Source organism: Steroidobacter agaridevorans (genome assembly GCF_009932555.1).
Lineage (GTDB): Bacteria > Pseudomonadota > Gammaproteobacteria > Steroidobacterales > Steroidobacteraceae > Steroidobacter > Steroidobacter agaridevorans.
Genome location: NZ_BLJO01000002.1, coordinates 496,518 through 516,872 on the forward strand (window position 1 = coordinate 496,518; position 20,355 = coordinate 516,872).

The window sequence follows — 20,355 nt, forward strand, 5'->3', positions numbered from 1 at the left end:
CCAATTATTTCTTGCTGAGTTGACGTGACACGTTCTCGGCTTGAGCCAACGCGCGCAGGACATTCTCGCCCGCCAGCAGCGTCAGGTCCTCATCGCTCCAGCCACGGCGAATCAGCTCGGCAAACAACAATGGATAGCTGGACACGTCTTCGAGTCCAACCGGCCAATCCGAATTGCCATCGTAGTCGCCGCCCAAGCCGATGTGCTTCACGCCGGCCACTTTGCGGATGTGCTCGATGTGATCGGCCACCTTGGCGATGTTGGTCTTGGGCAGCTTCAGCTTGCCCATCACCTCATCGGCGATCTTCTCGGCCTCTTCGACCGACTTGCCCTGAGTGCGACGGCTCAGCTCGGCCATCGCGGGCACCTGGATCTTGGCGACTTCGGGATCGATGAAGCCGGCAACGAACGTCACCATCACCACGCCGCCATTCTCCGGCAGGCGCTTCAGAATGCTGTCGGGCACGTTACGCGGCACATCGCAGATCGCGCGAGCCGACGAGTGCGAGAAAATCACCGGCGCCTTCGACACGCGCAGCGCATCGTCCATCGTGTCGTCGGACACGTGCGCCAGATCGACCAGCATGCCGAGCTTGTTCATCTCCAGCACGACGTCCTCACCGAACTTGGTGAGACCGCCATGTTCGGGCGGCTTGGCGGCCGAGTCCGCCCAATCCAGATTCACGTTGTGAGTGAGCGTCATGTAACGCACGCCAAGCTCGTAGTACGCGCGCAAGGCGCCCAACGAATTCTCGATGGCGTGGCCGCCTTCCATGCCCATCAGCGACGCGATGCGTCCCTCGCGATGCGCGGCGCGAATGTCCGCGACCGTGGTGGCGAACTGAAGCTTGGGATAGCGTTCGATCATGCGCCGGGCGATGTCGATCTGCTCGAGCTGCGTGCGCGCAAAGCCGCTGCCGATCTCGCCAGGGATATAAACCGACCAGAACTGCGCGCCGATGCCGCCCTTGTCCAGACGCTTCAGATCCGTCTGTCCAGCCACTGTGCCGTTCAGATCGTAGGCGGCGACATCGCCGGGCGCCTTCTTGTCGATGCGGATCGCCCAGGGCAGATCGTTGTGGCCATCGACCAGAATCGCTTTCTTGAGCAGCTGACGCGCGTGCGCGAGTGCCTTGTCCTCATCGGCATGGGCCGCCGTGCTCAGCGCCGCGAATGTCACCAATCCACAGGCGGCCAGCAGGCCCCGTCGCAGGTTCGTCATCGTGTCCCCTAAATTTTGAGTCAGGCGAATTCCACTTGCCCCGGCTTCATCGGCGCCGGCGCCTCGCTCTCCGGCGCGGGCAACTGCACCTTCACGCAGTTCCGCCCCGCCCGTTTTGCGTCATACAACGCCGCGTCCGCCCGTTGCAACATGGTGCTGGGTGTATCGCCGGTCGATTTCGCCATGGTTAGCCCGATGCTGACGGTAATGCGACGATCGTTCAGCCAGCGTCGCGTATCGATGCTCATCACGCTTTCGCGGAAGCGCTCCGCCAGGCGATACGCCCGGTCATAGTCCGCGCCCGGAATCGCCACCACGAACTCTTCACCACCGAGGCGGCCGATGAAGGCCGGCTCGTGCACGTCCTCGCGCAACTCCCGGGCGACCGCCTTCAGCGCCTCATCGCCTTCGGCATGACCATGCTGATCGTTGATGCTCTTGAAGTGGTCGATATCGATGATCAGCATCGCACAGCTGGGCGGATTCGGCTGTTGCAACAATGGCGCAAGTCGCGTCAACACGGCGCGACGATTCGGCACGCCCGTCAGCTCGTCGGTCATCGCCAGGGTTCGCATGCGGCGGGTCGAGCGCCACTGGTGCCAGGCCAGGATTCCCAGCAACACGATCAGGACGACGGTCAACACGATCACCGCTCGTTGCCAATTGCGCGCGCGCTGGCCTTCCGCCAGGGCCAGCTGGTTGGCGTTGTTCTCACGGACCAGCAAGGCGTTCTCTTTTTCCTTCGCCGCGGTGTCGAACTCCACCTTCAAGGTCGCGAAACGCTGATCGACCTGATTGCGGAACATGCGTTCGGACGTTTCCTGCGCATTGAGCAGATGAGCGTAACCTTCGCGCCAATCGCCCATGTCAGACAGCACCGCCGCGAGCTCACCATAGGTGGCCCGCAGCTCGCTCAATGAATCAGCCTGGCGGAACACGCCGAGCGCTGCCTGCAATGCTTCAGCACTGGCCGGCAACTGTCGCAGCCGATGCAGCGCCACGCCACGCGCCAATTGAATCTGCGCATTCAGGCGTGCATCCGGCGTCTGCCGTTGCAGGACCATCGCTTGTTCGAGCGTCTGCAAAGCACCGTTTGGATCGCCCTTGGCGTTCTTCACCGCCGCCAGGCCACGCAGTGCATACGCTTCGCCGCGCGGATAATTCAACTGACGATTGATGTCGTAAGACTCTTGAAACGCCGCTTGCGCCGCGTCCCATTCGCGCAGGTTCTCGTGAGCGCGGCCGAGGTTGTGAAGCGTCACGCCCTGCTCGCGATACATGCCGGCTTCGCGCTGAACCTTGAGCGCCTGGTCATACATGTATCTCGCCTGGGCGTAGTCACCCATGCGGTTGTAGAGAATCGCGATGCCATTCAGTGCGGTGAGCGAATGGTGCGGCAGGTCGAGCTCTTCGTAGAGCGCCTGACCGCGCTTCAAATCGGCGAGGCCGGTCGCGTATTGGCCCTGCAGGCCGAGCAGATAGCCGCGGGCGAACAAGGACGCCGCGAGCATTTCATCGTCCTGAGCGCGCGTCGCGACGGCGACAGCCTGCTCGTAGAGTTCGCGAGCGCGAGCGTTTTCGCTGACGGTTTCCAGGATCGTGCCTTCGCAGTTGAGCACGCCCGCCTCGAGACCGCGGCGAGTCGCCCGCGGCAGCAGGGCGCGAGCTTTGGCGACTTCGGCTTCGGCCGCCGCCTTGTCCCGTTCGGAGAGGTGATCACAGAGCAGCAACCGCGCCCGGATCTCCAGATCGGCGTTGGGCTGGTTGGCGAGAATCTTCAGCGCCGCTTGGGTATCCCGAACACTGTCTTCGGGTCTGGCGCGAACCGCGGCCGCGGCCCGATCGATGTAGGTTTGGGCGGGATGCGGCGTCGATGCTGTTTCTGTCGGGCGCGGGTCGGCCGCCCGCACCGTCCCTGCCACAGTCAGAATTGCGACGGCCAGGAACAGGCACGCCGTTCGGATGAGAGTGAGAAGTCGCAAGCCCGAGGATTCATTGAATAGTGAGGCGAGCTGCGATGGTATCGGCTTCCCCGCCCCGCCACCACCTTCACCCTCACAGGCGAGCAAAGAAAAGCCCGTGCGCCAGGTCGGGGCGCACGGGCAGACGGGATTAAGTCACTTCGACGGTCACAGGCCCAGACCGATCCGCCGGCCGGAGCCCGGGGGCACGCAGGTGTATGTCACCTCCTGCCCGGTCGTGGCGGCCAATGCCCGCAACGAGGCGTCGGTGCGACGGGTGCCGTCGGCGGCCACGAAGTCGCCGGCTGCCGCATCCAGCAGATAGCCCTTCAAGCTGCCGGCGAGCGCCACCTTGGCGATCAGGTCGCATTCCCTGGTCGCCCCGCCCAGTTCCTTGGACACGAAGTTCGCCTTGGCCCGCTGGATCAGCAGATTGATTCGCGGGTTCACGGCGCTGGCATTGGCATTGGTGAGCGTGACTTGCTGACCGACGATGGGCGCAAGGTCGCTGTCGAACGCCAGCATGAACTGCACCACGTCCCGGCGGGTGGCATCCGGATTGAGGATCGGGAAGCCGGCGTTCAATTGAGGATTGAACACCACCGCGGTGAAGAACCGGAACAGCGTGTCGACCGAGCCGTCGTTGACGAAGCCGAAACCACGGATCTGGTTGCCCATATTGCCGGTGTCAGGCGCGCCGAAGAAATTCACCCGCGGCGCCCCGAACATGCCGACCTTCGTATACATGTTCCGCAGATGCGGGATCTTCACGATCTGCGTGATGCCTTCGAAGCTCGCCGCGCCGCCGGTGCCGAAGAAGCCCGACGCCGGATCGAGACGATGGCAGCCTTCGCAGTTGAACGCGGTGTCGCCCGGGATGATGCCGCCCAGAATGGGAATCTCGATGCCGTCCGACGGCCGCGAGCCGACATAGAAATTGCGGCCGCGGGTCTGGGCTGCGTTGAGCGAATTATCCAGCGCACGCACCGGATTCGGCGGCGGCAGCACCTTGAGCTGGAAGTTGGTGAAGCTTTGCATGTCGGCCGTGCTGGGCAGACCGTCGCGCCCCACCAATCCCTCGAACGCCACGATGAAGTTATTGAAGGAAAGATTGGCATCGAGCGGATCGCTGCCGAAGTGCCCCGTCGCCCGATCGCCGCGCCAGTGCATGGCGCCGGAATTACGCAGGCCGCGCAACGTCTGCGTGGTCATCGGACCTTTCATCGGATGGAATTCCTCAACGTCGTCGCTGCCGTTGATGGGCGTGCGCACGCCGAACAGCGTCTTGCCGATGGCGATCTCCAGATCGCTGGTCAGGTTCTTCGGCAACGGATTGTGCGTGACTACATCGTCGGGGTTGCCCAGGTCCCAGGCCAGGTCATCCACGTCGCCGAAGATGTGGCAGCTGGCGCAGGAGGCCTCGCCATTCGCCGACAGCACCGTTGCATCGTAAAGCTTGGCCCGGCCCTGCACGACCGCGGCCGGCTCGGGATTCGGCAATGTCACGGCCGCGACCTGCGCGCGAGTGGTCGTGTCGATGACTTTCACCGAGTTGTCGAAGCGCGTCGTTACATACAATCGGCCGCGCGACTCATCCAACACCAGGCCGCTCGGACCGCCGCCGCTTACATTTATATAGTTGGCGCTCGCCGCACGCGGATTGAATGTATCCGCCTCGAGCGCGGCAGTACTGAAAACACCGATACGGCTGGAGCCGAACGCCGCGACATAGAGCGTCTGGCCATTGCCGGTCACCGCCATCTCGAGCGGCGTCGACAGGCTGTGATTGCGGGCTGTCGGATCGAAGCCCGACTCGTTGGCGAGCTTGGTGTAGTCCAGATGTTTGTTCAGGTGCCGAGGGGTGACCGACGAGCCGGAGATCACAGTGATGCGCGTTTCTGCGAGATGACCTTGCACCGTCTGACCGGCGTACTCGCCCGGTCCTTCGAAGCGCTGCAGGTTGAACGCCTCGGTGTTGGAGACATAGAGCTTGCCGGTCGCCGGATTCGCGATCATGTTGAACAGCGTCGTGCCGACATGCGCGTAGCTTGCGGTCTGCGACAGGGTTCGCGCGTCCACCGCGAACACATCGAGATCCGGCAAGCGGAATCGCACGGCATTGTTCCAGTTGCGGCCGAGCTCGTCTTCCCAGCGGCCGCTGGCGTTATTGAATTTCACAATGAGGCCGGTCTCCGGGGCGCGCTTGCCTTCGAAGTTCGTGCCCGGTCCGGGGTTGCCGCCCGGCATGATGGAGAGGTTGTCGACGATACAGGGCACGTTGGGGCGGAAGCCGTCGCACACCATGGGCTCCAGAATCGTCGTGGTCTGGTTGCCCGATTTGAACGCCGCGACGTACACGGTGTTTTTATCCGGGCTCACCGCCAAAGCGCGCGGCGTATCGCTGAAGAAGTTCATGATCCGCACCGGCGTGCCGCCGACCGTATTGCCGAGACTGGCCGGGTCGAACACCCAGACGTCGTTGCGGCCGACGCCAGGCGTGATCAATTGCGGATCGCCCGCCCCCGGCACGCTGCTGATGGAGCCATCGGTGCGCTGTTGTCCACGGTGCGCCGTGGTGATGAACGCCCTCGCCGGCGAGCCTGCGAACACGATGTCCCGCGGCTCGTCACCTACGAGCAGCGTCCGTGTAACTCTGGGCGTGCCACTCAGCGTGACGACACTGATGCTGTCGGAAAGATGATTGACGACCCAGACCTCGGAGTCGTTGCGGGCCGCGACCGCCACCGGCTCCAGTCCGACCGGCACTCGCGCCCGCAGCGCCAGCCCGCTCAAGGTGATATCGAAGACTTCGAGCGTGTTATCCGGCGTGTTCGTGACGAACAGGCGCGTGCGGTCGGGCGACATGGCGATCGGTCGCACGTGTCCGGACTCGAAGGCGACGAAGTTGGGCGCCTGGGCAAGCGCGCCAAAGCTTACAAACAGTGTTGCGCAGAACAGAACTGCACGCCCCCATACCGTCCTGGCATGGGAGCACATGGCTTTGCTGCACATGGCTGGTGACTCCCCCTTTTGATGGCGTCGTGAAGTGACGGCCCGCTGTGGTTCAGCGGATGACGCGGATGCTAGGCGGCTGCATAATCGGAGCGCCCCCTTCGATCGGAGGGGCGGCGCCGATGTTTTCCGGCCGATATTTATTTTAGAAACGGATCATTCGGGGGAGCGCGTGGCACACCAGCTCACCAGACACGGCAAGGATCGGGCCGAACCCGTGGCGCCTCGTCCGGCGTCACACTCCGTCAGCGACCTCGGCCCGCACTATCTGATTCACAGCAAGCTCAAGCCGCCCCAATGCGCGACCACGTGCATCGAGCGCGGCACGTTGCTGGCGCGAATCGATGCCGCCACCGGGCAAAAACTAACGTTGCTCGCGGCGCCCGTCGGCTCGGGCAAGACTACCTTGCTGGCCCAATGGCATCGGCATTCATGTGCGTCGCACTCCGTCGCATGGTTGTCGCTCGATGAGCAGGACAACGAGCCGGTCCGATTCTTTTCTTATCTCATTGCCGCGGTCCGTTCCGTGTGCCCCGCGTTCGATGCCTATCTTCCGCATCGGCGGGGCGCGGATGAATCGCTCGACGCCGCCATCGCGGTTTTCATCGCCAGCCTGGGCCGGCTGAACCCGCCGATTTGTATCGTCGTGGACGATTTACAAATGCTCAGCACACCGGTGCTGGTGCGGGCCGTCGATGCTTTGCTGTTGCAGTCCCCGGCTGGGATTCGATGGATCCTGTCCGGCCGTGGCCTGCCGCCGCTACACATGGGTCAGCTGCAGCTGAACGATCAGCTCATGACGCTCGGCTCGGAAGACCTGAACTTCGATACGGATGCGATCGTGCAGTTAGGCGCGCAGTTGTGTCACCGGTCGCTCACCGAGGACGAAGCGCAGAGCATTCGACGCAGCACCGAGGGCTGGGTCGCCGGCGTGAAACTCGCCCTGCTCGCCGCCGCCGGGTCTCGCGACGGCATTGGCGATTTCAACGGCTCTCATTATGAAGTGGCTCGTTACCTGGGAACGTCGGTCCTGCAGGAGCAGGAGCCTCAGCTGCGTGAGTTCTTGATCGCGAGCAGCGTCGTGGATCGCATGACGGCCGAGCTCTGCAATGCCTTGCTCGGCATCGCGCATAGTCAGTCGTTGCTCGAACAGCTCGAGCGCTCGCAGCTGTTCATTCAGCCGCTCGATAGTCATGGCCATTGGTACAGATATCACACGTTGTTTCTCGATTTCCTGCGCAGCCACTTGCGGCATGACACGGCCCAGCTGTCCATATTGAATGAGCGCGCGAGCCGCTGGTACGCGGAACATCAACTCTACGCCGAAGCGCTTCATCATGCGTTCGCTGCGAGTAACGAGGAGTGGCGTCTGGAGTTGTTGGAGCGCTGCGCGACGACGTGGCTGCGGGCCGGTGAGACTGTCGCGGTCATTCATTGGATCACCAAGGTGCCTCACAACGTCATTCTCGGCCACGCCGGCATCTGCCGGTCGTACATCGCGAGTTTGATCCTCTCGCGACGCTTCAATGAAGCCGCCGCGACGTTACGAGAGGTCGAGGCGAATGTCAGCACCGAGCGAGCGCTCGGCTCCGTGCACCTTCGGCTATTGCACGCCATGCTTACTGTGCTTGCCGACAGCAGCGGCCAGATCGGCATCTCGTCCCCGGAAGCCTTGCGAGACCGCGGCGCCGACAGCTTTCTCATCGGAACGCTGTTGACGCTGCAGGCGTACACGATGCTGCGCCTGAATCAGTTCGACAAAGCATGGCGCCTGGCCATGCGTGCACGCGATACGTTTGACTCGATCAGCTTGTACAGCCTGGGTTATGCCGAGGTGGTTGCGTCACTTGCCGATCGCGCCCAAGGCGACATGAAAGCCGCCGCCGATCGGTGCGAACGAATGTTTCAAATGGTCCGCGGCGGCCATCGCACCCCAGCCTGGGTGAACGCGGCGAATGCCCTTGCCTACATGCGCTACGAAGAGAATCGTCTCGACGAGGCGGAAGCGCTTTGCACGGAAGTGCTGCCGTTACTGTCCGTGCAGTCCACGGTCGAGAATGTCGTCACTGCGTACGTGACGCTCTCGCGTATCAAGGCCAGCAACGGCCGCTATGGCGAAGCCTTCCAGCTGCTCGACTATCTTCACAGCATGCTCGAGAGCGGCTCGCACGCACGCTTCCTTGCTCAGGTCTGCGCGGAAAAGCTTCGCCTGCTCCTGTCGCAAGACAATCTGCAACGCGCGCGCGCCGTGGCGCTGGAGTTCGGGTTACAGCGTCGCGCGCGATCGGGCGAGTGGCGACGGTCTCGGTCCTACGATGAAACGTGGGAACGTTTCGGTTCAGGCTACGCGGCTCTGCTGATCAAGCAGCGTCAGTACGATGAGGCTCGCGCTCTTTTGCTCGTCCTGCGTGACAGCGCTCATGAAGTCGGTTACGTGTATCGCGAGGCTCCGCTCGAAGCCGTGCTCGCATGTTGTTACTGGCATTCCGGCGATATTGAATCTGCCTTCGACTGCTTGAACCGCGGCTTCGCGCTGACCCGCGGTCACGGCTTCACTCGCGGCGTCTTCGATGAGGCGCCGTCGATGATTCAGGTCATCGCCGCCGCCCTAACGAGCGGCCGGCTCTGCACGCCTCTGCCCACACATTATTTTTGCAAGTTCGAAAACGTATTCTCACAAGCCGTTCCCGTTGTCACACCTTCGCCTCGCAAGTCCGCCCTCCCCTTGGAGCCGCTGACCGAGCGGGAGGTCGACATGCTCCGCCTGCTGGCGCTGGGCTTGAGCAATCACGAGATCAGCGCTCGATCCCAGATTGCCCTGTCGACGGCCAAGTGGCACTTGAAAAATGTATTTGCCAAGCTCGACGTCAGCACGCGCACGGGCGCGATTGCACGTGCGCGGGAGATGAGATTGATCGAGTGAACTGGGCGCCGGCCGGCCGCCTCAGGGGCATTGCGCCGCGTATCCGCCCACGGAGACTGCATTGGCCCGACAAGTCGCGGCGTCGTAGAGGATCATCACTCGAGTCCCGCTCGCCTGCGCGGACAGCAGCGTCGCCAACAACGTTTTGAGCGTGTCCACGGTCGATCCGGTCGTCAGCCCCTGCAACGCGAACGAGATGGCGCCCGGCGCGTCGACGTTGCAATTCGGGATGCCCGGCGAAAGCGCCACCGCGACCGAAGGATTGGTGGTGTTATAACCCAGATAGTTGGTTACGCCCGTGACCGTCTGACAAGCCGACCATTGGTTATCGGCAAAACCGGTGACGGGAACGCCGAGGGCAAGTAACAGAGTGGCGCATTTCGCGAGTTTCATCCGAGCTCCTTTCGATGGCGCATCGCCAGTCCAATTGGGCTGTCAAAGTCGAGTTGCGCTCTCTCGACTTTGTGTCGCAACAGTGCGTATGTCAACAAGCGTCACGACGCGAGACGAACGAATCAGGGTTTCACCGAGCGGCGTCACGCGTTGGAAACATTGATCGTCCGCTGCGAGCCGCGGATGCCGTTGACAACTCTCGCTCGATACAAGCAATCTATTGGCGCCCTCCTTGAGTTGCAAGACATGGAAACAGGAGTCGTCATGCGCCCATCGCGCGCCCTCATTCCCCTTTTCTTATTGTTGTCGAGCCTCAGCCTGCCGAGCCACGCCGGCGCGCCGGCGCCGGGCTATATCGCGATCAACTCACCGTAAGCAGCATAAAGCCATGGAAGACATCATGAGATATCTGGGTCGGTCAGGGGCCTTGTTGCTCGCGCTACTCAGCGGCCTGCTCGTCAGTGGCGTGATCGAGACCGCACGAGCGGCAGGTTTCGATCAACGCTATTCAGTGCGCATCGGCGATGAGAACAGCGATGGCACGATGGATGCCATCTTCGTAAAGGCGCCGGGTTCCGTGCTCATCCCGATCGACGATCTATCCATCGTCGTGCCTCCCGGCGTGCGGGATTTCATTCTTCGCAGCAATGGGCAATTGGGGTTTGCCATCGACGGCCAGCTCTCCGCCGCCGAGCGTGCAGCGACTGCGACGTGGGCGGCGACCGAGGCGATCGATCTGTTCGTCAGAGACGTGGACCTGGACGGCAGGATCGACCTCGAGCTCACGGGCATCAGTCAGGTGATTCCGAATCATTTCGACCAGATCGTGTACGCGCCCGCCACGAACTACGGCGCCCCATCGGTGCTCACCTCCGAGAATCGGAAGTTCAGCCGGTTTCATGAGGACCTGTTTCGCTGGCTGCAGAACAACGATTACTTCGACCAGAATGCCCCCAGGAAAATCACCAGCGTCGAACCGGCGCAGCGCTACTGGTTCGGCAGCCTTGCCGATCGGGACAACGCGTACCTGATGAACAAGTGGCTACAGGACTGCTCGGTCCGATATCCCAACCATTTCTGCGCCGTGTCGGATCGACCGCCACCGCCGCCGTGCGTGCGGACGGTGTCGCAGACCGATGACTACGGCAACTACATCGGAACCGCGAACACCGACATCTGCCAGAAGCCGGTCCATATCCTCATCTATCTACCTGGCGCCATCACGACCGCCGCGGACTATTCGGTGTTCGACGCCGAGGCTCGGGAGACTGCGGATATCCTGGAACGATTGAATCTCACGTGCCCGGCGCTGCCCACCTCGGATGCCGAACGGCTGGCTCAGATCGGCGATCTGATCTATCAGCATGTGATCCTGCGCAACGTGCCCGCCGCGGACCGGCTCAACAGCTGGACGCATGAGCCGTTTCCGGGCGACGAGCTCTTCAATGCTGCGGATAAGACCTACCATCACTACGACGTGCTGACGAAGGTCTGCGATCTCTCCGAAACGAACTGCAATCTCGCCAACGTGCGCGACAGCGCGGCGCGCCGATACTCCTATCCTGCGTTCCAGATGCAGGCCAACCTGACGACGATCCCCGGCGGCTCTCTGCCTGTATATGTCGCCTCACCGGGCCTCACGAGCTATCCGTGGGCGTACATCGTACCGGCGGGCCCGATCAACCAGCGAATGATCCAGGCAGGTCCCTGGCAGGGTGGCACCCAGAACGTGACGGAAGCTCCGCACATTTCCTATCCCGGCACCATCTCCCGCTACATCGAGCAGAAAAACAATGCGCTGCATGTGTTCACGCATGGCACCGGCCTCAATCGCGCGAAGTGCACGCTCGGTACGGAGAACCGCGCCTACAACATTTTCCTGGCCGCGCAGAACGACCTTCACGGCCCGAAGGCGTTCAAGACACTCGACAAGCAGATCATCAGGTACTGGAGGAGAACCTATACGCCGAACGGCGTTGGCGATCCGCCCTGGTCAGGCGATGGCAATCCAGTGGACATCCCCGCTCCTCATCAATGAGGAGACGGCTGGGCTTCAGCGCCGATCAGGCGTGCACACAGCACTAACAGGTGCACCGTGCACGCGGTCGGCGCGACGATCGCGACCAGGCTGAAGGGATCGAGTGAGAAACCGGCAAAAAGACCGGTCATCATGGCCCACACCGCGAGCAATCCGGCGCAGGACAGGAGCGCGAGCAGGCTGAAATTCAACGTGGACACCGGCTCGCGTGCAATCGCCACCGTGAGCAGGCCGACGACGCCGATGGCGCCCAATACACCGCCGATCAGGGATGCGATAAACCAGATCGACGTCGATTCCGCACTCGCTGCGCCCCACAGCCACAGCGGCAGCATGATCACGCCCCAGATCCAGTGATAAGCCGGAACGGCGTAAGCCACGACCGTCTCAAGAATCAACCAGAAGCCCCGAGCGCGCATGCCAGCTACTCTGGCCAACGCACGCTGGAAAATCAATCGAGGCCGCCGGATCACAGCGTCACTCTGGCCGATAGCGACCCCGGTCCCTCATAATCTCCTGCGCTTCCAGTACGGAGAGTCATCCCGTGAAAAAGCTGCTCGCGCTCCTGCTCGCCACCTCCCCAACGCTGGCATTCGCGGCTGCGGCGCCCAATCTCGACAGCGCCGTCATCTCCAACGTCAGCATCGTCGACGGCACCGGCGCGCCGGCCCGCAAAGGTTCGGTGCGCATCGCCGACGGCAAGATCCTCGCGGTTGGCGATCTCATTCCCGGCAACACCGAGATCGTGATCGACGGCAACGGCAAAACGCTGGCGCCCGGATTCATCGACACGCACAGCCATCACGACTACGACATCCCCCAGTCCCCGGACATGGTCGCGGTCACCAGCCAGGGTGTCACGACCATCATCGTCGGTCAGGACGGCTCATCTCAGTCACCCCTGCGCGACTTCTTCGGCAAGCTCGAGAAAAATCCGATCGCCGTCAACCTCGGCTCGTACTCCGGTCACAACACGTTGCGCGAGCAAGGCATGAACGCCGCACGTCGTCCCGCGACCGACGCAGAGATCGCGCGCATGAGCCAGTTGCTCGAAGAGGATATGGCCGCCGGCGCGTTCGGCCTCTCGACCGGATTGCAGTACGAGACCGGCAACTTCTCCAACACGGCCGAGATCGTGGCCTTGGCGAAGGTGTCCGCCCGCTTGGGCGGTCGCTACATCAGCCACATGCGCAACGAAGAGTCCGAGCTGATGAGCGCATTGCAGGAGACCATCGACATCGGTCGCGAAGCCGGCGCGCCCGTGCAGGTTTCGCATCTGAAGATCGGCGCCAAAAAACTCTGGGGCACCGCCGATAAAGTGTTGCAGCTCATGGACGATGCTCGCGCCTCGGGCGTGGACATCACCGCCGATATCTATCCGTACACGTACTGGCAGTCGACGATGCGCGTGATGTTCCCGAACGGAATCTACGACGACCGTAAGGCCCTGGAGTCGAAGCTCAAAGAATCGACCTCGCCGGAGGGCCTGTACTTCTCGCGCTTTCAGCCCGATCCCGCCATCGTCGGCAAGTCGCTGGCGCAAGTGGCCAAGGAACGAAATGCCACGCCGGTGAACGTTTATCTCGCGCTGATGAAGCAGGCCATCGAGTACCAGGCGGCCCATCCCGAAGACGAACGCGTCGAGTCCGTCATCGGCGCCAGCATGCGCGAAGACGATGTCGCGCGCCTGATGGCTTGGGAGCACGCTAACATTTGTTCGGATGGTGTCTCCATCGGTCATCCACGAGGCCACGGCACGTTCCCACGCGTACTCGGCCACTACGTCCGGGAAAAGAAAGCGATGACGTTGGAGCAAGGCGTTTACAAGATGACGGGCCTGGCTGCGAAACATCTCGGCATCGCCGATCGCGGCGTCATCGCCGAAGGCAACAGCGCCGACCTGGTGCTGTTCGATCCGACGACCATCATCGATCGCGCGACCATGCAAAACCCGACCGCCCTGTCGGCCGGCGTCGAGAAAGTCTGGGTCAACGGCAAGCTGGTCTATCAGGATCGACGCACGACTGGCGTGCGTCCCGGGCAGATCGTTCGTCCGCCGAAGAAAGCCGAGTGACGCCCGGCAGTGGTGCAGCGGGATCACTACTCCCGCCCTCGTTCGCAACCAGCTCTCCGACCGACCTGGATAGACTGCCCGATATCACTTTTTGAGCGAGTCGGGGGCCATGAGCAGTCCAGCAGCCGCGAGAACGATGTATGCGCCGGGCGCCTACGCGGCGGCCGATCCCGTATCCATTGTCAGAAAATATCCGTTCGCTCACTTGATCACGGCAACGGGCGAAGAGACCTACGCCACGCCGACGCCTATCTTCTTCGAGACCGACGACACGGTCTCGACACTGGTCGGCCACATGACTCGTATCAACCCGCAAGCCCAGACACTGCGGAACGGGCAGCGAGTGCTGGCGATCTTTCCCGGCCCGCACGCCTACATCTCTGCCAGCTGGTACAAGACGCTGCTGACGGTTCCAACGTGGGACTATGTTTCCGCCCAGATCCGCGGACGGCTGGAGATCATCGATGACGACGAGGGCCAGATCAAAGTGCTCCGTCGCATCGCCGCGGTATTGGAGCGTGACAATGAACATCCGTGGACACTGGAGCAGGCGCCGCCGGGGAAAGTGCAGCAGTTGCTGCCTCGAATCCGCTCGTTCCGCATCACCGTCGATCGCATCGAGGGCGTGACCAAGCTGAATCAAACCCACCCTGCTTCAGATCGCATGCTGATCATCCAGCAGCTGTTGGCGCGCCCGGATTCGGACAGCCATGAGATTGCTCGCCTCATGGCGCATTTGCCTTCAACGTAGAGCGCGGCTGCGCTCAGGCGTCGACGTGGGTGAACAGCTTGTTCGTGATCAACCAGCGCTCGCCGTTGTGCATCAGGGCGAGATAATCGAAGTAGTTGAAGCCGAGCATGGGACAACGAGCGCGCACGTACGCGATCTGGTTGTGCAGCTGGACCTCCAGCGTTTCCATCTGGAATGACTCGCCCTTGGCCTGGGGTGAGGGCCGGCTTGCGACCGCGTTGAGCCACCCATCCACCGTGTTCTGATACGGCGCGCCGCGCACCTCGCCAAACAGCTGCGCCTGCGGGTGAAACACCTCTCGCAGACGCGCCGGGTCGCCGTGATAGAGGCCGTCGAAATACGTCTTCAGCAGCTCGTCGATGTCCTGCCGTGCCTGTTGCTCTTGCATGCTCTGTACTCGTCGTCGATCCAGCGTCAGGTGAAGTAGCCCATCATGGCCTTGGTCTCGAGGAACTCCTTGAAGCCCTCGCGGCCCCACTCACGGCCGTTGCCCGATTGTTTGTAGCCACCGAACGGAGCAAACATGTCGCGCGCCGCACCGTTCACGTGAATCATGCCGGTGCGGATCTTCGACGCCACGCGCCGTGCGTTCTCGATGTTTCCCGAGTGCACGTGACCGGAGAGCCCGTAGATCGAGTCGTTCGCGATGCGGATCGCGTCCGCTTCGTCCTTGTACGGGATGAGCACCATCACCGGCCCGAAGATCTCTTCGCGCGCGATAGCCATCTCATTGTCGACGCCCGCGAAGATGGTGGGCTTCACGAAGTAGCCTTTGTCGATGCCGTTCGGACGCCCGACGCCGCCGGTCACCGGTTTCGCGCCCTCCTCGATGCCCTTTGCGATCAACGTCTGCACGCGCTCGAACTGCAGCTTGTTTGCGACCGGACCGGTGGTCACGCCCGGCGCCTTCGGATCGCCGACGTTCAACTGCTCGGCGGTCTTTCTCGCGACCTCGACCGCTTCGTCGTAACGATCGGCAGGCACGAGCATGCGAGAAGGTGCGTTACAGGACTGGCCGCTGTTCGTCATCATCCAGTTCACGCCATGCGCGACCGACGCTGCGATATCGGCATCTTCGAGGATGATGTTCGCGGACTTGCCGCCCAGCTCTTGCGACACACGCTTGACCGTATCCGCGGCGGCCTTGGCAACGAGCACGCCGGCGCGTGTGGAGCCGGTGAAAGACACCATGTCGATGTCGGGATGACGAGAGATCGCCTCGCCGACGCCCGGGCCATCGCCATCGACGAGGTTGAATACGCCCTTGGGCACACCCGCCTCGGCAAGGATCTCAGCGAAGATATGTGCGGTAACCGGCGCGACTTCGCTCGGCTTCAAAACGACGGTGCAGCCGACGGCGAGCGCGGGAGCAACCTTGCAGCTGATCTGATTCAGCGGCCAGTTCCACGGCGTAATGAGGCCGCACACGCCAATAGGCTCGCGCGCGATGAGCGTCGTGCCCAGGCGTTCTTCGAATTCGAAGTCCTTGAGGATGGTCAGCGCAGTGGACAAATGCCGGAAGCCGCTGCCCGCCTGTGCTTGCACGGCAAGCGTCATCGGTGCGCCCATCTCATCGGACACAGCCTGTGCGAGGCGTTCGATATTCGCCTCGTACACTTTGACGATGCGCTCGAACAGCGCGATGCGCTCTTCACGCGTGGTTTGCGAGTACGTGCCGAACGCAGCGCGTGCCGCTTTCACTGCGGCGTCGACATCCTCGGCCGTGCCCAACAGGATCTGCCCGACCGGCTGCTCGGTCGCCGGGTTGATCACCAGCGATTCCCGGCGCCCCGCCGGAGAGACCCACTCGCCATCGATGAAGAAACGCCTGCAGTCGTACATGACACCCTCGAAGGAGATCGACAGGTCAAGTACAGCACATCGAGATCGGCGCCCCTGCTGACATCGGTGCGCCAGGCGTTGCGGCTGGAACACCGGCAGGCTCGACCAGATCAGAACTTCATGGTGACGTCGACCAGGTAGCGCCGGCCGTACTCGTCGTAGCGGCCGATGCGGTTCACCTGATTGTCCCGATGCATGCGCAACGGCTCATTGGTGAGGTTGTTCACCTGGAAGCGCAGCTGGATGCCGGAGGTGAGCTGATATGACGTGCTCAAGTCCAGCACCGACTCCTCCTCCAATGTCTGCAGGTCCGCTCCATTCCAGCCGTAAATCACCGTGAAAGGACTGTGATACTTGTAGCCGAGCCGCGCCTCGATCGGCCCCGAGCTGTACCACAGATCGAACACCGCGGTGTGTCGGGCGAAGCCGGTGCCTGTCAGCGGATTGGTGATGGGCACGAATTCCTCGACGTCCGAATCCACATAGGCGTAGTTGGAATAGACGCCAAAGTTCTCCAGCGCACTCCAGAAAAAGAACGGCGTCTGGAAAGTAAACTCCGCGCCGGTGATGGCGCCGCCATCGCCGTTCACTGGCGTGGCGACGGCGTACGTGATGCCTTCGAACGTCTGCGGATCCTGCCGCCAGCCGATGTAAGAGGACACATCCTTATAATAGGCTGCAAAGCCAAGCAGCGCTTCGTCCCGGAAATACCATTCATAGGACGCGTCGAATTGCGTCGCTTCGAATGGCTCGAGGTTGGGATTGCCTGCGTTGCCCGTATAGGGCAGCCAATTCGTCAGCGTACGGCTTGCGCGCAATTCATCGAGCGGCGGACGCGCGACGACCTTCGCCACGCCGAAGCGCAACAGCGTCGTGTCCGTGAGATTGAAATTGACGTTGGCGCTCGGCAGCAGCTCGTTGTAGTCATGCTCGACGCTCACCGGCGTGAGCTCACTTGCACCCGTGGCCTGCTGGTATCCATCGCTGGTCGTCTGCACGTCCAGCAGACGCACGCCAATGTTCCCCGTCATGCGCCGGGCGATGGCGGTGCTAGTGAAGTTGAGCTTGAAGTACCCTTCCGCGACCTCCTCTTCGACCTTCCAGCGCTGCGATAAATTCTCCTCCGCGTTGCTCGGGTCGAGTGCCGCGCCATAAGCAAGCCGAGCAATCTCGTCATAATCGCCGAGCAGCACCGGCGGCAGATTCACGGATGGCACGTTGTACACGCGGAACAACGATGCCGGAATCTCTACTCCGCCGGCGGGTGCGGACGGATAGTTCTCCATGCGATCGTGCTGCTTGGTCCGGCTCGAGAGGCGGGCTCCGAACTGCAGCGACGACAGGAAACTTCCGTCGAGCGAACGGGCGAAGTCCAGGGCGCCGGCAGTCAGCTCGTCATCGAGATGCTCCGGGCCATCGACGCTGCCGCCGCGGTAATCCGGCGCGAACTGCGTCAACGTCGTCGGGTCGACGCTGGTCGCGATCGTCGGCAACCGGCCGCCGCGAGTATCCCAAGTCATCCATTCCGGATACACCTCGGTGCGCACTGCTTTCCAAATGTTCTCGCGCTCGGCTTGCGAATAGGAAAGATCGCCGGTGACACTCCACCGTTCGCCGGACCAGCGGCCATTCAAGCCCATCACCGAGAGTTCCTTGTTTTCGTCGTAGTCCGAGACCACCGTCGTGACCGAACTGAATGGCAGTGTCGCTGCGACCACCGTGCCGTCAACGATGGTGTAACTCGCGCCCGGTGCGTTGTAGGCGGCCCAGCTGCCGTTGTCCCAGTTGCCCCAATTGTTCTGGCCGTAGACGGTCTGGCCCTGGTCTTCGTGAATATCCACGTCCGAGTACAACGCGTCGAAACGCAGCTCGAACTGGTCCGACGGCCGCCATTGCGTGCCCAGCGAAACGCCGCGCCGATCCTGATCGATGCCATTGACGGAAACCTGCGCGCCCCACGGCGTCGCATCCGGATTGCCATCGCCATCGAGATCCCCCGTGAAATCGCTCGCGCCTTCCGGCGGTCGCGCGAGGGAATCGTTGTAGCCCCAGCCCGTGAACGATGAGTAGCCGTTCTTTTGTTGTTGCGCCGTCAGTCCGATGACCAGCCCGAACGTGTCGCTCGCTTTGAGAACATACGAGCCGCTGGCGCGATAGCCCCAGGGATCGTAGTCGGGAATGTCCGCGCCTTCGTCGTAATAAACGGGCCCGCCCCGGACCACGAAGTCCGCGCCCTCGTAGTCCAGCGGCTGCAATGTTTGGATATCGATGGTGGCCGCGACGCCGCCCGCGATCAGATCGGCGGATTGGGTCTTATAGACCTTCACACCGGAGACGACTTCGGAAGGATAAATTTCCCAGCGGACGTTGCGATCGGGTTCGGAAGACGCCACTTCACGGCCGTTGATCGTGCCGAGCACCAGTCTGGCACCCAGGCCACGCACCACCGCCTGGCTGTCATTGCCACGATCGCGGGTCGCGTTGATGCCTGGCAGCCGATTGATGGATTCGGCGATGGTGACGTCGGGCAGCTGGCCGATGTCTTCGGAAGAGATCGCGTCGACGACCAGATCGGAATTCAACTTCACCGACAAAGCATCGCGCAGGCTCTGCCGGATGCCGGTGACTTGGACTTCTTCAATGATCCCGCCGGTCGCGGCTTGCGGCTCGGCGGCGTGCACCGAATTCCATAGCAGCAATGGCGCTGAATAGCCCAGGGCATGACGCCAGAGCCGGTTTGTCCGTGCGCGAGTATCCATATCTCCCCCTGCAAAGAGACATTCCTTTACTCAGACAAAACCCGATTTGTCGTATATATAGGACGCTAATCGGGAACGCAAGGGGTTCAGCGTGGCGCCGCTGCTAGGGCGCCGCTTGTTTCGAGAACACGTACGGGAAGCCAAAGAAATCCGCGCCGGGCAGCAGGTCGCCGCGATGATCGAACAGCGTCGCGTTGTCCCACGCGGAGCCGGTTGCCCAGCGCGTCTTGCACTTGCTCGACAGCCATCCCGGCTCCCAATACACCACGCCGACACCGCCGTTCGCGATCACCCGTTGCGCGAGATCGATGAGATAGCGACGTTGTCCGCTTGGCGTCGCCGGATAGCCCTCGATCAACGTATCGCTTCCCAACAAGTTCGCGGACTGGTCTGCATTCTCCAACGTCCACGGATAGGCGGCTTCCACGACGAGCGCATCGGCGCGATAGTTTTGTCGCAGTCTGCGAACGACTGCGTAGAGTCCATCGAGATCCTGCGTCGACCAGCGTCGGTAGTAGCTGATGCCAATCAAATCGAAATCTGTCACGCCCGCGGCTTTTGCAGCAGCAAACCACGGTTCGACATTTTCTGGCTGCGCGATGTGCAGCATCACGCGCGGCTTTATCGATGACTTTGCTCCGGCGTCCCGCACAGCGCGAATGCCCGCATTGAACAGCTTCGCGTTGCGGGCCCAGTCGATCGGCTCCTTGGCTCGCTCCAGCGTGCTCAAGATCTCGCCATTGGTTTCGTTGCCGACCTGAACCAGCTCCGGCATCAGCCCGTCGCGATCCAACTCGCGCAGCGTTTGTAATGTGAAATCGTAAAGCGCCTGCGCCAGCGCGTCCGAATCGGCGATGTGCGCCCAGGCTTTAGGAATGATCTGCTTTTCGCCGTCGGCCCAGTCATCCGAGTAATGGAAGTCGAGCAGCACCTGCATGCCGGCCTGGCGCGATCGGCGGATGGTTTTCTTGACGTCAGAGAGATTCGAGTACGGTGTCCACCTCGCGTCGTTCCACAGACGAACGCGCACCAGATTCGCGCCCCGCGACTTCAGCAGCGCGAAGGGATCCGCCGGTTTGCCGGCAACGCGGTAAACGACCCCGCAATCCTCCATCTCGTTGACATAGGACAGATCGGCGCCCAGGTAATAACCCTGAGGCGCCTCCGCCCACGTACCGCCGGTCACTATCGCTAACAGCGCCGCCCACCGGGCCAGCTTTGGCGCGATTTGCTGTGTTCCGTGCATCGCTTACCCTCCAAATCCGTGCGGTCGGGCCGCTCTGAGACGAGCTTACAGGCAGATTGTCCAGGCCGGGCTTTACATGGAGAATATTAATCATATAAAAGACCCACATGGAATCCCGTTCATGACCGACTCAC

General features: G+C 62.2%; 13 protein-coding genes. 4 read left to right on the plus strand and 9 right to left on the minus strand.

Annotated elements, in window-relative coordinates; translation table 11 throughout:
- Positions 1-4: 4 nt before the first annotated feature.
- From GYH35_RS09000 to GYH35_RS09010, 3 genes are all read right to left on the minus strand, one after another.
- The gene (locus tag GYH35_RS09000) at positions 5-1,222 is read right to left on the minus strand and encodes a dipeptidase (protein ID WP_161814903.1); all 1,218 of its coding nucleotides are present in this window, start codon (positions 1,220-1,222) and stop codon (positions 5-7) included.
- Positions 1,223-1,242: 20 nt separating this feature from the next.
- On the minus strand, positions 1,243-3,204 hold the full coding sequence (locus GYH35_RS09005) for a diguanylate cyclase (RefSeq protein WP_161828210.1): 1,962 nt from the start codon (positions 3,202-3,204) through the stop codon (positions 1,243-1,245).
- Between the two features lie 147 nt (positions 3,205-3,351).
- The gene (locus GYH35_RS09010; protein WP_407700196.1) at positions 3,352-6,195 is read right to left on the minus strand and encodes a YncE family protein; all 2,844 of its coding nucleotides are present in this window, start codon (positions 6,193-6,195) and stop codon (positions 3,352-3,354) included.
- Between the two features lie 172 nt (positions 6,196-6,367).
- Here GYH35_RS09010 and GYH35_RS09015 point away from each other — a divergent pair, with 172 nt between their 5' ends.
- Positions 6,368-9,118, plus strand: a complete 2,751-nt coding sequence (locus GYH35_RS09015; RefSeq protein WP_202624184.1) for a LuxR C-terminal-related transcriptional regulator — start codon at positions 6,368-6,370, stop codon at positions 9,116-9,118.
- Positions 9,119-9,139: 21 nt separating this feature from the next.
- Here GYH35_RS09015 and GYH35_RS09020 read toward each other — a convergent pair whose 3' ends face one another.
- Positions 9,140-9,511 carry a hypothetical protein gene (locus tag GYH35_RS09020; protein ID WP_161814900.1) on the minus strand — a complete coding sequence of 124 codons (372 nt, stop codon included), beginning with the start codon at positions 9,509-9,511 and terminating at the stop codon, positions 9,140-9,142.
- Between the two features lie 400 nt (positions 9,512-9,911).
- Here GYH35_RS09020 and GYH35_RS09025 point away from each other — a divergent pair, with 400 nt between their 5' ends.
- The gene (locus GYH35_RS09025; protein WP_161828211.1) at positions 9,912-11,549 is read left to right on the plus strand and encodes a hypothetical protein; all 1,638 of its coding nucleotides are present in this window, start codon (positions 9,912-9,914) and stop codon (positions 11,547-11,549) included.
- Here the strand turns inward: GYH35_RS09025 and GYH35_RS09030 are convergent.
- Positions 11,543-11,968, minus strand: a complete 426-nt coding sequence (locus GYH35_RS09030) for a hypothetical protein (RefSeq protein ID WP_161828212.1) — start codon at positions 11,966-11,968, stop codon at positions 11,543-11,545. The genes GYH35_RS09025 and GYH35_RS09030 overlap by 7 nt on opposite strands.
- Positions 11,969-12,093: 125 nt before the next feature.
- Here GYH35_RS09030 and GYH35_RS09035 point away from each other — a divergent pair, with 125 nt between their 5' ends.
- Both GYH35_RS09035 and GYH35_RS09040 read left to right on the plus strand, forming a co-directional pair.
- Complete coding sequence (locus GYH35_RS09035) at positions 12,094-13,623, plus strand: N-acyl-D-amino-acid deacylase family protein (protein ID WP_202624185.1); 1,530 nt, start codon at positions 12,094-12,096, stop codon at positions 13,621-13,623.
- A 109-nt stretch (positions 13,624-13,732) separates the two neighbouring features.
- Complete coding sequence (locus tag GYH35_RS09040; protein WP_161828213.1) at positions 13,733-14,374, plus strand: FMN-binding negative transcriptional regulator; 642 nt, start codon at positions 13,733-13,735, stop codon at positions 14,372-14,374.
- Positions 14,375-14,387: 13 nt separating this feature from the next.
- Here GYH35_RS09040 and GYH35_RS09045 read toward each other — a convergent pair whose 3' ends face one another.
- The 4 genes from GYH35_RS09045 to GYH35_RS09060 all read right to left on the minus strand — a co-directional run bounded on the left by GYH35_RS09045 (position 14,388) and on the right by GYH35_RS09060 (position 20,221).
- Entirely contained in the window at positions 14,388-14,762 is a 375-nt protein-coding gene (locus tag GYH35_RS09045; protein WP_161828214.1) for a nuclear transport factor 2 family protein, read from the minus strand.
- 26 nt (positions 14,763-14,788) lie between these two features.
- On the minus strand, positions 14,789-16,216 hold the full coding sequence (locus GYH35_RS09050; RefSeq protein WP_161814895.1) for an aldehyde dehydrogenase family protein: 1,428 nt from the start codon (positions 16,214-16,216) through the stop codon (positions 14,789-14,791).
- Positions 16,217-16,326: 110 nt separating this feature from the next.
- Positions 16,327-18,975, minus strand: a complete 2,649-nt coding sequence (locus GYH35_RS09055; protein ID WP_161828215.1) for a TonB-dependent receptor — start codon at positions 18,973-18,975, stop codon at positions 16,327-16,329.
- 103 nt (positions 18,976-19,078) lie between these two features.
- Positions 19,079-20,221 (minus strand): glycoside hydrolase family 53 protein, encoded by a 1,143-nt coding sequence (locus GYH35_RS09060; RefSeq protein ID WP_161828216.1) that lies wholly within the window; start codon positions 20,219-20,221, stop codon positions 19,079-19,081.
- Positions 20,222-20,355: the final 134 nt, after the last annotated feature.

Coding starts and splice junctions, on each gene's coding strand:
- GYH35_RS09000 (WP_161814903.1), bottom strand. CDS start 1,222: ATGACGAACCTGCGACGGGGCCTGCTGGCCGCCTGTGGATTGGTGACA.
- GYH35_RS09010 (WP_407700196.1), bottom strand. CDS start 6,195: ATGTGCAGCAAAGCCATGTGCTCCCATGCCAGGACGGTATGGGGGCGT.
- GYH35_RS09020 (WP_161814900.1), bottom strand. CDS start 9,511: ATGAAACTCGCGAAATGCGCCACTCTGTTACTTGCCCTCGGCGTTCCC.
- GYH35_RS09025 (WP_161828211.1), top strand. CDS start 9,912: ATGAGATATCTGGGTCGGTCAGGGGCCTTGTTGCTCGCGCTACTCAGC.
- GYH35_RS09030 (WP_161828212.1), bottom strand. CDS start 11,968: ATGCGCGCTCGGGGCTTCTGGTTGATTCTTGAGACGGTCGTGGCTTAC.
- GYH35_RS09040 (WP_161828213.1), top strand. CDS start 13,733: ATGAGCAGTCCAGCAGCCGCGAGAACGATGTATGCGCCGGGCGCCTAC.
- GYH35_RS09045 (WP_161828214.1), bottom strand. CDS start 14,762: ATGCAAGAGCAACAGGCACGGCAGGACATCGACGAGCTGCTGAAGACG.
- GYH35_RS09050 (WP_161814895.1), bottom strand. CDS start 16,216: ATGTACGACTGCAGGCGTTTCTTCATCGATGGCGAGTGGGTCTCTCCG.
- GYH35_RS09055 (WP_161828215.1), bottom strand. CDS start 18,975: ATGGATACTCGCGCACGGACAAACCGGCTCTGGCGTCATGCCCTGGGC.
- GYH35_RS09060 (WP_161828216.1), bottom strand. CDS start 20,221: ATGCACGGAACACAGCAAATCGCGCCAAAGCTGGCCCGGTGGGCGGCG.